The following is a 14,334-nucleotide window of genomic DNA, read 5'->3' as shown; positions in this document are numbered from 1 at the left end:
GATTAATCACCTCAAAATAAATTATCGATTATAGTCATTTGCTTTATTAACGGCGTCAATGACCGCTCGGCGGAAATTACAGCGTTCCAGCATGTTGACACCTTTAATGGTAGAGCCACCAGGAGAAGTAACCAAGTCCTTTAAATAGGCTGGGCCATGGTTAGACTGATAAAGCATGCTACCACTACCGGCAACCATGCTAGCGATGACCTTATGAGCAATGTGACGGTTCAAGCCGTTTTCAACGGCCGCATCCCCCATGGCATCCATGAAGACATCAACAAATGCCGGACCACAACCACTTAAAGTGCCGATGATCGGCAACTGATATTCGTGAACCGGAATGACGTCACCCAACGAACTGAGTAACTTCACGGTGACTTCCTGCTGTTTTTCGGTTAAATCACTTAGGGTGGCACCAATTGTCCCACGATTAACCGTTACCGGGATATTAGGAATAATCTCAGCGATCGGGTTATTCGGTAATGCCTGTTTAAGCGAAACGATCTTAACACCAGCTGCTGCCGAAATAATAATGGTGTCAGATGATAAATCAGTAAAGTGACTTAAAATCTGAACCGTAATCGGAGCAGGTGTTGTTACGATCAAAACATCCAAATGGTTCTTTTCTAAATCTACATATTGGCTGTATAAATTAAAACCAATCTTAGATTGAAAAGCCGCTACCTTTGGATTAACTGGATTCATTGCGTAGATATCTTTAGCGTCGTACACGTTTTTAAGACCTTCAATGATGGCCTTGCCCATGTTACCGACACCGAGAATACCGATTTTCATAAAAAATTCGACTCCTTAATTCAAGTTGAAATTCTTATCCGATTAAAATTTGTGATAAACACGTACTTAGTATGTTAATATGCATGCATCAATTTATCAAAACATATTACTTAGTTTCGTTTAAATACATTCCCGTAGTGCATACCGCAAAGATGGTGATGACGATGGGTAAAATAATTCCGTTATGACTCTTATAAAGATAAATGAGCCAGAATAATGCGGTTAAAACCCACATTACAAACGCAATTGCTAATAAACTTTGTGAGGTAAATTTTGGATCTTGCATTTAAATCCCTTTCTATTTATTCAGCTACCCTAATAATACTACGAACCCATGAATTTATAAATTGCGGATTGCCCTGATTTGACAAATACTGTAGATGCGGTAAGATAATAAATGTCAACGAGATATCGCTGATAACATTATGGCTGTGTTGGTGAAGTTGGTCAACACACACGGTTGTGGCCCGTGCACGCGTGGGTTCGAGTCCCACACACGGCCCTTTGTTATTGGGCTATAGCCAAGTGGTAAGGCATCGGGTTTTGATCCCGAGATGCGCTGGTTCGAACCCAGCTAGCCCAATTGGTTATTTTAAAGTAAGTCAGTCTTTTGACTGGCTTTTCTTTTTGCCTAATTTTAAGATGTAATACTATTAACGATTAAAGGAGCTTTTATATGTTACGTTTAACCCCCGCTCAATTAAAGCATTACAACGGTAAAGACAAACCTGAAATGTACGTTGCCGTTAATGGCAAGATCTATGACGTCACCCACGTTAAACAATGGGCTACGGGCAGTCACCATGGCCATAAGCCAGGAACGGACTTAAGCGAAGCCATTCAGCACGCCCCGCATAAGACTAAGGTCTTAAAATGGTTAAAGTGCGTTGGCACATTAGTTAAGCCGAATAAATAAGATTAATAATTATTAATAAATGGCTCGCTATTCAATAGCGGGCCTTTTGTAACGACATAAAATTAAATCCCCTATGTTATTTAACTAACGTAAGGGATTTAATAATGATGTTTAGCTGATGGTCAAGAAAATTTCAGGATTATTGATCAGATTACTTCTTTAATGAATCCATGCCCTTCTTAGCAACTTTACGTAAGGTTGCGGCAGACTTCTTCATTAGAGTTTCTTCTTGGTCATTCAAAGGAACCTGAATGACTTTAGCAATTCCTGAAGCGTTAATCACGGTTGGCGAACCAATGTAAACGTCTTTCAAACCGTATTCACCATTCAAAGGTGCATCGGTTGGTAAAATGGTGTTTTCGTTCTTAAGAACGGCTTGACAAATTCGGGTCAAAGCTTCGGCAACACCATAGTAGGTAGCACCTTTGGCATTAATTATGTAGTAGGCCTTGTTACGAACCTTAGCAACTAATTTCGTCAGTTCATCTTTGCTGATGCCGGCTTCTTTGATCATGCTCAATAATGGACGGTTACCAGCGGAAGCTTCGGCTAAGTCAGCGAATTCAGAGTCACCATGTTCACCCATAATGTAGGCGTTAATGCTCTGTGGGTTTAAATGTAACTTCTTACCTAAGGCAACCTGAAGACGGGTGGTATCTAAGGAAGTACCAGTACCAATGACTTTGTTCTTTGGCCAGCCAGATAACTTCTGAACTGCAGCGGTAATAATATCAACCGGGTTAGCGGAAACAACGAAGATTCCTTTGAATCCAGATTGAACAACTGGTTTAACAATCGAAGCTACGATGTGCATGTTACGGCTAACTAAAGCTAAACGGGTTTCACCCTTCTTTTGAGGAGTTCCGGCGGTGATTACAACGATATCAGCATCTTTGCAATCTTTATAGGTGCCGAAATAAACGTGTTTAGGTTCAGTGAAGACCTGGGCATCTTCTAAGTCCATGACATCACCCTTAACTTTGTTTTTGACGATATCAATGATTGGGAATTCTTCACCAAGGCCTCGGTTCATCATTGCGTATGCATATGAAGAACCAACGGCACCATCACCAACTAAGACTACTTTACGTGGCTTAATCATAATATTACTCCTTTCAAACAAATAATATGTATTATTTTTACGATTTCTATATCTATCCGCCTTTCATTCTTAACTATAGTTAACAAGGCGTTAGATATTCTTTTGGTTTCCTACATCGTTTGTGTCTTTTTACTGATTCTATTCAGAGAATTACTACTAACTAATTGGGTTATTGATTTAATTGTGGCTAACACTGTATAATCAACATAATGCTTAATGTTAAAAGGATTGATTAAAATATGACTAATAAACTCAGCTGGCAACGTTTACAGGTCAGCATGAATAACTTTCAAATCAATAAATTAATGAGCTTTACCGATATTAAAAACAAACTTAAGATGGCGATTGCTGGTAAATCCGATCAAAAAGATGCTAATGCTAAACAGATTGCTAAATTAATTAAAGGCTTAGACAGCAAGGACGACTTTATCGTTGATAACAAACATAACCAGTCAACTTTCAAGCAGGTCCAAAAAGCCATGAAACCGTTAGTCGGCTACGCCAAAGTCGCTAATCCAATCACCAATCAGCTTAATAATTTATTTAAGCAGGCTTCAAAAAAGAATCCAGAAGCCATGAAGCAATTCAACATTAGTGCTCACAAGAAAGATCACATGAGTGCCCAGCAAGCGATGCTCAATATCATTGGTGAAGAGACGAAACGTGAACACAATAAAAAGTAAATTACTTTACGATAACGACAAAAAACATCTGATAATCAATTAACGATTATCAGATGTTTTTATATGTGATATTCTTTTTAACTTAATTTATAAAATGCAACCCTGGTAATAAACGGCAGCACTCTTTAAAGCACTCTTGCTTAAGTGCTTTGGAAGCTGTTTGCCCATTGGGTCTGTGTAATTATCTAAAGCGATGATCTGTAAGTAACCTTTTTCGTAATTAGCGTTGTGAGCTAATCTGTGGTTAACCTTAGCATTTAAGGCATCATTGAAGCCCTGGTTATAAACTTTATTCTTTGGGAACTGGTTTAAAGCCTTGTTAACACGAACGTTATAAGCAGCAGCTGCGCCTAAACGCATCCCTTTCGCAACATGTTTATGAGCCCGCTTGTTGTTACGTTTCATAACCCGAACGACTCTAGCGTGATGTACACGGTGAGCACTTACTGAAGCTTCGTTAACAGAAGCTAACGGAATGATCAAAGCCAAGCTGGCTACAACCATTGAAATTTTTTTAATTAAATTCTTTTTCATAAACATATTGTTCACTTCCCGTTTCTCATTACATCTGTAATATTAGTGTTACATCTGTAATAAGTCAAGCGAATTTTAAAATTAATTTAAATTCTTTGTATGTACTACTACATCAATGATTAGAACAATCTAACGTTACTAATAAATTTACGTTCTGTTACAAAGAATGTAACAAAGTAATCTAATCACCATACTATATATAATTTATAACTAATGCCAAATATAGTGTTGTTACACTCTACCTGGACTACCTGTGCTACTACCAAGTTACTATTAAATCAGCTATGATAAAAATACAGAAAGCGGTGTTTTGCATGGAAAATTGGACTAATGATAACGATGTAAAAACTATATATAGTAATGAGCATCAATTACTAACACAATATAATCTCCTGATGGATAAATGTCATCATCAACGGATCGTCTTTCAGGAAGTCGTGCATAACGCCAATTTAAATTTTCTTAATCCTTACGTTCTTGAAGCACTTGAAATCTCACCAAATTCGATTGGCCATAATCGTTATTACTACACGTGGAACGTCATCGGTACTGACCGTTACAACATTAACATTAGTCTGGACACTAGTCGACGTAATCATGCGGATACTTATGTTACGACCCATTACGCTAACGAATGGTTCTTTGACACTTTACAGATGTGCTACGAACAAGCCCGTAAATATCAACTCGGGACCCGTGTCTTCTTAGTCAATTTAGAACTTAATCACTACCGCCAGACCTATCCAAAACGTCATCAAGCTAAAATTAATCACATGAAGAAATGGATCAATAATGGTGACAAAGATGTTGGTCATCAGCCAATTCCAATCTCTGAAGACAATCTACCATTTTAAAAATCAGTAAATGCTAAGATACTTAAAAAACGCCATCATAATTATTCGTCTTTTGATCAACTAATAATTATGATGACGCTTTTTATTTAGGAGACGTGCTTAACTAAACTTAAATCAATCGATTATTTCTGATGATATTTAACAAACTTCTGGATTCGTTTAACGGCGGTCCTGATGTTATCAGTGCTGGTAGCATAAGAGAACCGTAAATGACCTTCCCCACCGGGGCCAAAGGTCGAGCCCGGCATGGCGCCAACTCGAGCTTCCTTAGCTAATTGCTTAGCGAACTGTAAACTGTTCTGGTTGAACTGACTCGGGATTTTAGCGAAGATGTAGAAAGCACCACCAGGTTCTGGACTGGTAAAACCAGCCTTATCTAGACCGGCTCGTAAGATGTCACGGCGCTTCTTGTAAACGTCACGCATCTTTAAGCCATCATCACGGCCGTTCTTAAAGCCTTCAGCTGCGGCGTATTGAGCACAAGTGGTAATTCCATTTGTAAAAAATGAATTCAAGGCGTTCATCTGCCGAATTACCGGAGCGGGACCAAAGACTAAACCAATTCGCCAACCGGTCATGGCGAATGATTTCGAGGCACCGTTCATAACGATGGCCTGATCGGGGATGATGTTGCCCATCGAAACGTGCTTACTATCGTAACTTAATTCACTGTAAATTTCGTCACAAACACAGAAGATGCCGTACTTTTTAATAACTTTAGCTAGACCGGTCAACTGATCTTTACTGTAGACATTGCCAACCGGATTGTTTGGATAGTTCAATACTAAGGCTTTGGCGTGTGGATACTGTTTCAACGTTGCCTCTAATCGTTGTGGTGTTAGGACGAAATTATCTTTAGACGTATCAATTTCAACTACGTGGGCGCCAACGGCTTGAGCATTTGGTTTATAGAATGGATATGCCGGAGTTGGAATGATGACATCATCACCAGGATTAATGATCGACGCAAAGACTGCATGAATAGCTTCAGTAACACCTAAAGTAACTAAGACCTGCGTTTTAGGATCATAACTTAAGCCGTATTTATCGTGCATAAAGTCCGCAGTAGCTTTTCTTAATGCTGGAACCCCCTGAACGTCTGGATAATGACTATGGTTATCTTCAATCGCTTTAATGGCGGCCTTCTTAATGTGTTCGGGCGTGTTAAAGTTTGGTTCGCCAATGGTTAACGTGATCATCCCAGGAATCTTGTTAAATTCTGCCGTCATCGCATCAATTGGATCTTCAGTACTTAATGATTTAGCAAAGTTATTCATTCGTTTAGACATATCCATAATGATTTTCCTTCCTACACAATCATTCAAAGGTCATCCATTATCAAACGGATAATAAATAAAAAGGCATGGCAAAAATTCTTTGCCAATGCCTAAATCTCATTTGATATGGATTCATGACATCGACATCAATCTAATTCTCCTGCTTCATCTTTCAGTTCTAGGATCAAACAGGATTGCCAGTTAATTTCATCCTTTAAATTCATAAAGTTATTAAATAACATCAGCATTTCTCTCGTCCTGTCTATAAATAATCATTTATTTACTTATTAGAAACATATAATTTATATAATATTATTATGTTCACTTTTAATGATAATCATTTGGTTACAAAAAGCAAGTGGTCTTGTGTCTAAAAATGACAAAAATTCCCGTTAATTAGAGAACTATGTCTAATTAACTGGAATTTAATTTAGATTATTCAATTTCACATTTCACAAATGGATTTCAATTTGCTTTAGGTATTTCTTAATGTTCTTAAACGGCACGATACTAGCGTGCTTGATGTTAGCCCAATCAATGCTGGACCAAGCCCGAATAATTTTGTCTAACTGTTGATAATCCTGGTCATTACCAAAGATCTTAACGTTCATGTCGGAAGCAACGCTCGAAATTAATTGTAGGTCTTCTTCTAAATTCATTCGATCGGTCGCTAACGGCTCTGTATACTTATGAACGTGCCAAGCCTTTTCACCAACGCTGGTGGCTCGGTTAATATCCGTTAAATTATTAATGCATCCCTGGGTATTGGACATCGCTCGCTTAATGATCACGTCAAAAATTGCTGCATCCTGTTGCATATCGGCATCTCCTCTAAGTTAACAAATTCAATTTTAAGATATCACGAATATAAATAAAAATTATTAAAATTTATTTCAATTAATTCAAAAAGTCAATTTCACAATAACTAGAAAAAGTCCATTGCACTCGACACTAATTTAATACCAAAATTTCACATACTTTCACTAAAAGCCCAAGTTAGTCAATCCACTCAACAATCCTAAAAATCAACATAGCCGCCAGTTTTAATTTATGCTACATTAAATACCGTCTTAGAATTATGGAAAAGAAGGACTGATACTTATTATCACTAAAGCACAACAACTTAACCAGCTTCTAAGTGAATTAGATAAATCCACACCTAATCTGACACCGCAACAATGGATGCAGAGCTTAGCGTCAATTGTTAAGCATACGCCTACGTATAAATATCATCTCGGTAACGATAATTATATTCTGAGCCGTAACTACGTAAATCGCTTGGATCCAATTGATGCCAGTATCATGGGTGATCAACTCAATCAGTCAATTCCAAAGACCCAACAATTTTTTGTTATTCAGGAACATCATTTGAATCATCAATTGATCGGCCGATCTTATCGGCAGTTAACTTTAGATGACGTAGTACTTACAGCCTTTTTACAACGCTCGTTACTGGGTGAAATTTAATACTAAAAATGGGGATGCTAAATAGCATCCCCATTTTGTTTACTATAATTTTCTGACCTTATAACCACTATTGAGCAGGCCAGCAACCTGTCGAATGGCATCCATAGGTGTCTTAACGGGTGTTAATCTGGGTTGATCCACACCATAATTAAAGTATGATTTATGCGGTAATTGAAATTCGTCCTGGCTCATGAAGCCCCCGTCAACGTAGCTGATGTGAAAATGAACCCCCTTTGTATCGGATTTCGGCCGCAAGTAGACGCTCCACTTGTTTTTACCTTTAGCACGGTTAAACGTTACTTTACCAAATTTGTGAGTTTGCATTAATTCATTAATAATTGGTTGTTTATCGAGTTGCATTTAGATCACGTTTCTATCAATAATTTAAGTATAATGTAGCATGCTTTCTAAGAACATCAAAACTAAAAGGCCATTCCTAATTAGGAATAAACATTTGTAAATCACATAATGTTATTAAATTAGAACACAAAAAAGCTTCAAAATAAATAATTTATTTTGAAGCTTTTTCTGTACAAGTATACAAATATAATATATTACGTTTACGGGCATAGTATGTTATATAACGCCTATACTATATAATATTAATAATTAATCTTCAATACGAAATCAGCATAAAAGCGAATAAAATAATCCACATTTAATTCAAAGGTTAAGAATTATAAATAATCATCCAAGTTGGGACATAATACGCTTCACAAACAAAAAGAACCCGCTTCTTTTCAGAAACGAGTTCTAATCAAATCTTAATTCTTAATTTATTTCATAATCTGAACGAAGTTCTTGTTAGCAGTTACGTATTTGCCATTCGTTAGTAACAGACGAGTTTGTTCAAAACTCTTGCCATGCTTACCAATGAAGATAACCTTCTTGACATGTAATACGGTGCCAACATGAATTGGCTTGATCAATGTCTTCTTGCCATAACGTTGACTTGTGTACATCTCACATTCATGAGTTACACGAACCGCGTGAGCACGTTTAGCATTAAAGTCGCTCTTCTGCCAGTAAGCATTCGGTACGTAGTCATCACGAGCGGTTACCATGTAATAATGATGATTAAGCTTAATCTCATAACGAACGTAGTTAGCTTTCTTAGTATGTGCTACGTAAATCCGGTTAATAAAGATCGTCAATAAGTGATGTGACTTTAAAGCTTGAACAAACTTACGAGTATTACCAATATTAGTCATGTGTAAGTGAGCTAAAGTGTCCTTAGTTATCCAGAAGTAACGGAAATGATTTGGCACACTGACTCTAGCAAACTTATGGCCGTAGTAACTTACAATTTCACCAGGAGCAGCGGCCTTCAAAGCGTTATCTAAACCTCTAGAAGTCCAAACATGCTTAGCAGGCTTATCAAAGTCAATTTGATCAACGGCACGAATCGTATTCGGTGTCATCGTGTGCGGTACAGGTAAACTAGTCGATACGATCTTGCTCTTGTACCGGTAAACTGGTTTGCCATGTCTCTTAACGACTTTGCCACGTTTATTACGTACAGGAACACGAACCTTAACGGTAATCGTACTCATGCCATTAGCATAATGAACTGGATACTGTTTACCTTTATAAGTAACCATATCAGGATCACTACGTGTTCCAGCATTATACTGAACAGGATCACCTAAGTTAGTTTCCGTTCCTTGTGCAACAGGTTTAGTTGTATGAGTTTGCGGAGCTGGAGTAGCTGGGGTAGTTGGTGCAGGAACATACGGTGCTGGCTGTGGAACAGCCTTTACATAGACATCAACCGTTTGCGTACCTTTATTAAACTGATACGTATTATTAATAACTTTACCAGCAAATTCATAACCACTTGGTAAATCTGAACCAGATTCATACTTAGTCACATCAAATGGTGTTGGATATCTGCCAGTTCCATCCGGAGTAAACGTTGATACTGGTGCAATAACAGATGTACGACTTATTACATTACTTGGATCATTAGCATTAACATAAATTATGTTGATGGTTCCCTTACGCATCTGGAATTTGACATAGACTGTATGATTCTGTTCATCAAAATCACTAACAGGCTTATTATTTGGCGTCCAAATAGTATCTACAGGTGTTGTGTAGTAATCACTTGGAATACCATTTAAGAACAATTGTAAATTGAACTTCTGGCCTTTATAACCTTGGTGGAATCCAGCTGGATAAATTGGGAAGCCATTCATACTATCTTCATAATAAACCGTGATTGTAGTGCGTAATGGTACAACTTTAACTTCTTGGGTATCAGTGCCACCCTGTTTTGAGTTAAAGGTAACACTCGCATTGAATCCAGGAGTTAACTGATAATCACTAGGAATACTAGCCATTTCAGTCATATTATCATTTGTTGATAAGTTAGGAAATACCTGATCAGAGCCAACTTGCGCACCAGTATTATTATTAATTAATTTGATAATGCCGGTATAACTAGTGGCATCAGTGGCTTCACTTTGGTTGTATACATTAACAGTTGCCATCGCATTATTTGGTGTAAAACTTACGATAGCTGCTGGATCAACTAAATCATCTCCACTTGGCAAAGTTAATGCACTTGCAGGTTTTGATACATTACCAGATAATCCAGAAATGCTTTGTGTACCAACTTGTGTACCATTATCCATGAAGTCAACAGTCCCAGTATATGTTGAAGGTGTTGTTGACGTACTGGACTTTGATTTTGGTGCAACATGAACCACTGCCGTTGATTGATCAAAGTCAAATTTGACTAATGCCGTAGTACTTGGTGAAGCTAATTGATAATCACTTGGTAACTGTGCCGTTTCTGCAGTTGTTGTTTCCTTACCTGATTTACGACCTTCATATAAATTACCAACTGGTAAGTTAGTAAACGTCTGGTCTGAGCCAACTTGGTTACCAGCATTATCAATTAACTTAATAATTCCTGTGTAGTTAGTAATCTGGTTAACATCAACCGGAATAGTTTTCTTATTTACACTGAAGTTAATAATACTATCAGAGCTATTAGCTAAGGTGTAACCACTTGGTGGGGTAACTAATCTAGTAGATGAATATTTACTGCTCAGTTCACCATAATTATCACTACCAACTTGTGTACCATTATCCATAAATACGATCTTTGCTGGATACGTAGTTGGTGTTGTAGTACTACTTGATGAATTCTTTACAACATTTACAACAACAGGGCTAGTAGTCTTAGCAGTAAAGTTAATTAATGCTGTATTAGGTGCAGTCAATCCTGGATTAGTTGGAGCTAACTGATAACCACTTGGTAATGTAACTGGTTCTGTAGTCGTCCTATCACTTGGTAAATCAGGGAATACTTGATCAGACCCAACTTGCTTATGAGTAGCACTATCAACTAATTTGATAGTTCCAGTATATAGCTTCGTTAAGTTAACAACTTGTGTAGGATTAGATACATTAAGTACCACATGAGCTGAAGAACCTTTAGCAACTTTATAATCACTAGGGATCTGAACAGTTTCAGGTGTATCACTATCACCACTTAAGCCATTAAACGTAAAGTCAGAACCAACTTGCTGACCATTATGCATCAGTTTTATCGTCCCATTATATGGATTATGGTGCACATTAATAACGATTGTCTGATTACTGTTAGTAAAGTACATATTGTTATTGCCATATGTGACTTTCTTACCACTAGGTTCTACATATTCGGTGTTGTCATACGTATAGTCTGGTGAAGCAAGAACATCAGCCATATATGGAGCAATATCAAACTTCTGATCCCATTGATTTTGTGGATCATAAGTGGCAATGTTATTCTTACCATCCATAACCTTAACAAAGATCGTACTACGATAATGATCTAAATTAGTAACTTGTACTTTTACAAGCTGCGGATGTTCAGTATAGTCAAATGTACTATCAGCAGGCTGACTAGAATCAGTATCATTCTTATCAAATGTTACATCTGATCTATTAGTAATGTAATGATCTAATGCATAATGATGAGAATTATAGAATATATCTGACGTGGCATAATTTTTGGGCATAAATGGTGTCAACGTCCCATCAATATCATAAGCATTACCATCTAGTGCATGGCTGGTACCAATAACACCAGTGCTTGAAATGATACCCGTTTTTGGATTAACAGATAAATCAGAACGATTTATATCTGATGGAATAGTAGGTGTTAATACAACATCTGACCCACCATTTTGTGACGGAGTAACAAATTCAAAATTAACAGTACCTAATTTTTCACCATAAATGTTTAATGTTGGCGTTGTTGGAGTACCATTTTTACTTCCAGGTGTAAAATGATTATTTTCTTCAGTTTCAATATTTTCAATGTCAGGAAAGACACCACCAACAGAATTTGGCTGATATGGATTAGGTGTCTTGCCTGTTGGTGATGCAGCATCACTAACATCACTTGGGTAATCATTAGCACTGTCATCGGATCCACCACCAGCGGGTAATAACCATTCTGTCGTTGTCCCGTCAGCATTATGAACAGGGAACTCATAACGCTGATAAGTAGTATAAGTAGTCCCATCTGATTTATTTACATGTGTTACAGCATTTTTTTGCAATTCACTCTTTAGTTGGTCTAAGTTAACACTATCAGATTTAAGTAACTTAGGCTTAAGCTTACCTTGCGAATCAACATCATAATACCAATATTTAACCATGGCTGTATGAACTATAGGATTAACCACAACATATACATTTTGAGTCTTATTTGTATAATAAGTAGGTACTTTACCAACAGTTGGTAATGGGGTGCTTAAATTAGACACATCTAAAGTATATCCAGCTGGAATAAATTCATTATAATTAGCTGAATTTTGTAAATATTTCTTAGTTGCTAGTGGTACTGGATTGTTCACCACTAATAGTACGAGTAGCATAATTAATATCAAATGACGTGCCACTCGGTGTGTTAGGATTATCAGACTTATCTGCTCCATATAGCATACCATTGGATACAATCTTATAATACTTACCATCTGATGATTTAATATACTTACCATCTGATGACTTTGCATCAGATGCAGTTGGTTGACTAACAGATACAGGTACTACAAAGTAAACAGCAATGTCCCCCTTACCAGCAGGTGTTGTAGGATTAACACCAATCTGAACATCGGTTTGCCCATTAACAGTAAATTTACCAGTTACCGGTTTTGTATTACGAACATATGCATTTGGTTTTACAAACTGTAGTAACATGTTTAAATATGGAACAGAATAATTAAAATCTGAGGTCCCTGCATATTTAAACGTCTTGCTAGTAATAAGGGTATTGCCTTGTTTATAATTTATAGTTTCTGATAAAGTAGACTTTGGATTTGATTGATTAGTAAACCAATACATATTTGGAGTATATGATGATCCAGGATAATCTACTTGTACTAGTTGTTGATCTTTAGACACCCATGGATTTGTAGTTGTATAAAAATCTTTATATGTTTTCCATGTATGTGTTATATGAGTTCTTGGATCAGTATAACTTGTTGGTGCCATCTTATCCGAAATAACGTTATAAAATGTTTTGCCTGGATTATATTGATGATTTGCACCACGTAAATCCGTTACTGAAGGATTGGTTATACCAACTTTAATATAACCAGCATGATCTGATGAGAAGAAATCCGTCGTATTAGCTTCAGCCGTACTAAAATTAGGGCCAAATTTAATTGCATTTAGCATGTGTAAATCATTAGATTGCCAAGTAGTACCATTTGGTTCATAGAATACATTCTGCATATTAGTTACATTTTTTGTATTTAAATCAAAGTTTACAGAATTTAAACTTGGGTCATTATAGAACATTTGATGCATATCCGTTAAACCAGTCGTATTTAACCCATTAAATTCTACAGATTGTAAACTTGGATCACTATAAAACATACCAGACATCGTCTTAATATCTGAGGCATCTTTAACATTATCAAATTTAACAGTTTGTAAATCAGAAAAGTTATTAAATGATAGGTCTGAAACGCCATTAAAGGAAACATCTGACTTAAATTCAATTGACTTTAAGAGACTTACAGGGAATGGTGTATTCATATCATGCGACAAAAAGCCATCAGAATTATTATCACTAATCGTACCGTACGGAGTACTTGTAAATACAATAGAATTATTATTCTTATTATAATCGTAAGTCATACCATCCCAGACAGGTGCAACATCTAAATTTACTGTATGGGGTTTGGTTTGGATAGCTTCTGATATAGAAGTAGTAACTGGATGCCCTTGTCCATCAACAATTTGCCAATTGTTATTGCTTATATTGACATCTTTAGATTTACCAATTACACCTGTGAGATGTTGGTCCGATGGTAACGGTGTGGATATACCACTAGGCGTATCAACTCCATCAGAATTACCATAAATATCATTAAAATGAACAGTTGTTACTGGACTAGTAACATAGACGGTTTGATTGTCACTTTGATTTGCAGAAAAGACATAATCACTATTAAAGCTAACGCCACTAGATGGTAATGTGTATCCGTTTAATGCGTTTTTTGTTTGTTGTGACAAATTTGACTTAATCTGATCAGCATTTTCAGTAACATTGCCCTTTAAATTACGGAATTGTTCACTTCCTAAAGTGGTGTCGCTCATGCCATCGCTACCTTGAACTTTAAAAGTAATTTTACCGGTATATGGTAAGGCATGATATGCTTCCACAGGAATAATAACTTGAATTTTACCATAAACG

Annotated in this window: 13 protein-coding genes and 2 tRNA genes; 6 read left to right on the top strand and 9 right to left on the bottom strand. The window is 36.8% G+C overall.

Features of this window, described 5'->3' with window-relative positions:
• Positions 1 to 21: 21 nt before the first annotated feature.
• Both proC and ELX58_RS04970 read right to left on the bottom strand, forming a co-directional pair.
• On the bottom strand, positions 22 to 798 hold the full coding sequence (gene proC / locus ELX58_RS04975) for a pyrroline-5-carboxylate reductase (protein WP_133442055.1): 777 nt from the start codon (positions 796 to 798) through the stop codon (positions 22 to 24).
• Between the two features lie 106 nt (positions 799 to 904).
• Positions 905 to 1,084: a hypothetical protein gene (locus ELX58_RS04970; RefSeq protein WP_133442054.1), complete on the bottom strand. Its 180-nt coding sequence runs from the start codon at positions 1,082 to 1,084 to the stop codon at positions 905 to 907.
• A gap of 142 nt (positions 1,085 to 1,226) precedes the next feature.
• Between ELX58_RS04970 and ELX58_RS04965 the strand changes: the two genes are divergently transcribed.
• The 3 genes from ELX58_RS04965 to ELX58_RS04955 all read left to right on the top strand — a co-directional run bounded on the left by ELX58_RS04965 (position 1,227) and on the right by ELX58_RS04955 (position 1,714).
• Positions 1,227 to 1,300: transfer RNA gene (locus ELX58_RS04965), tRNA-His, on the top strand.
• 9 nt (positions 1,301 to 1,309) lie between these two features.
• A tRNA-Gln gene (locus tag ELX58_RS04960) sits at positions 1,310 to 1,381 on the top strand.
• Between the two features lie 93 nt (positions 1,382 to 1,474).
• Positions 1,475 to 1,714 carry a cytochrome b5 domain-containing protein gene (locus tag ELX58_RS04955; protein WP_133442053.1) on the top strand — a complete coding sequence of 80 codons (240 nt, stop codon included), beginning with the start codon at positions 1,475 to 1,477 and terminating at the stop codon, positions 1,712 to 1,714.
• Between the two features lie 151 nt (positions 1,715 to 1,865).
• On the opposite strand, the gene ELX58_RS04950 is transcribed toward ELX58_RS04955, so the two are convergent.
• Positions 1,866 to 2,816, bottom strand: coding sequence for an L-lactate dehydrogenase (locus ELX58_RS04950; RefSeq protein WP_133442052.1), 951 nt, complete (start codon positions 2,814 to 2,816; stop codon positions 1,866 to 1,868).
• A 239-nt stretch (positions 2,817 to 3,055) separates the two neighbouring features.
• Here ELX58_RS04950 and ELX58_RS04945 point away from each other — a divergent pair, with 239 nt between their 5' ends.
• A complete protein-coding gene (locus ELX58_RS04945) occupies positions 3,056 to 3,499 on the top strand; it encodes an MDR/zinc-dependent alcohol dehydrogenase-like family protein (RefSeq protein ID WP_133442051.1) in 444 nt (147 codons plus the stop codon).
• Between the two features lie 87 nt (positions 3,500 to 3,586).
• Here ELX58_RS04945 and ELX58_RS04940 read toward each other — a convergent pair whose 3' ends face one another.
• The gene (locus tag ELX58_RS04940; protein WP_133442050.1) at positions 3,587 to 4,033 is read right to left on the bottom strand and encodes a hypothetical protein; all 447 of its coding nucleotides are present in this window, start codon (positions 4,031 to 4,033) and stop codon (positions 3,587 to 3,589) included.
• A 314-nt stretch (positions 4,034 to 4,347) separates the two neighbouring features.
• Here ELX58_RS04940 and ELX58_RS04935 point away from each other — a divergent pair, with 314 nt between their 5' ends.
• Positions 4,348 to 4,887 carry a hypothetical protein gene (locus ELX58_RS04935; RefSeq protein WP_133442049.1) on the top strand — a complete coding sequence of 180 codons (540 nt, stop codon included), beginning with the start codon at positions 4,348 to 4,350 and terminating at the stop codon, positions 4,885 to 4,887.
• A gap of 122 nt (positions 4,888 to 5,009) precedes the next feature.
• On the opposite strand, the gene ELX58_RS04930 is transcribed toward ELX58_RS04935, so the two are convergent.
• Positions 5,010 to 6,182 (bottom strand): aminotransferase class I/II-fold pyridoxal phosphate-dependent enzyme, encoded by a 1,173-nt coding sequence (locus ELX58_RS04930; RefSeq protein ID WP_236747656.1) that lies wholly within the window; start codon positions 6,180 to 6,182, stop codon positions 5,010 to 5,012.
• Between the two features lie 434 nt (positions 6,183 to 6,616).
• Positions 6,617 to 6,982 (bottom strand): hypothetical protein, encoded by a 366-nt coding sequence (locus ELX58_RS04925; RefSeq protein ID WP_133442048.1) that lies wholly within the window; start codon positions 6,980 to 6,982, stop codon positions 6,617 to 6,619.
• Between the two features lie 364 nt (positions 6,983 to 7,346).
• Between ELX58_RS04925 and ELX58_RS04920 the strand changes: the two genes are divergently transcribed.
• Positions 7,347 to 7,631, top strand: a complete 285-nt coding sequence (locus tag ELX58_RS04920) for a hypothetical protein (protein WP_133442047.1) — start codon at positions 7,347 to 7,349, stop codon at positions 7,629 to 7,631.
• Positions 7,632 to 7,673: 42 nt separating this feature from the next.
• On the opposite strand, the gene ELX58_RS04915 is transcribed toward ELX58_RS04920, so the two are convergent.
• From ELX58_RS04915 to ELX58_RS04905, 3 genes are all read right to left on the bottom strand, one after another.
• Positions 7,674 to 7,991: a hypothetical protein gene (locus tag ELX58_RS04915; protein ID WP_133442046.1), complete on the bottom strand. Its 318-nt coding sequence runs from the start codon at positions 7,989 to 7,991 to the stop codon at positions 7,674 to 7,676.
• A 416-nt stretch (positions 7,992 to 8,407) separates the two neighbouring features.
• A complete protein-coding gene (locus ELX58_RS04910; protein ID WP_133442045.1) occupies positions 8,408 to 12,520 on the bottom strand; it encodes a DUF5776 domain-containing protein in 4,113 nt (1,370 codons plus the stop codon).
• Complete coding sequence (locus ELX58_RS04905) at positions 12,459 to 14,303, bottom strand: BspA family leucine-rich repeat surface protein (RefSeq protein ID WP_133442044.1); 1,845 nt, start codon at positions 14,301 to 14,303, stop codon at positions 12,459 to 12,461. The genes ELX58_RS04910 and ELX58_RS04905 overlap by 62 nt, the downstream gene beginning before the upstream one ends.
• Between the last annotated feature and the right edge of the window lie 31 nt (positions 14,304 to 14,334).

It is taken from the genome of Acetilactobacillus jinshanensis (assembly GCF_004359375.1).
In the GTDB taxonomy this organism is placed as follows: domain Bacteria; phylum Bacillota; class Bacilli; order Lactobacillales; family Lactobacillaceae; genus Acetilactobacillus; species Acetilactobacillus jinshanensis.
This window is presented reverse-complemented; position numbering and strand designations above follow the sequence as displayed.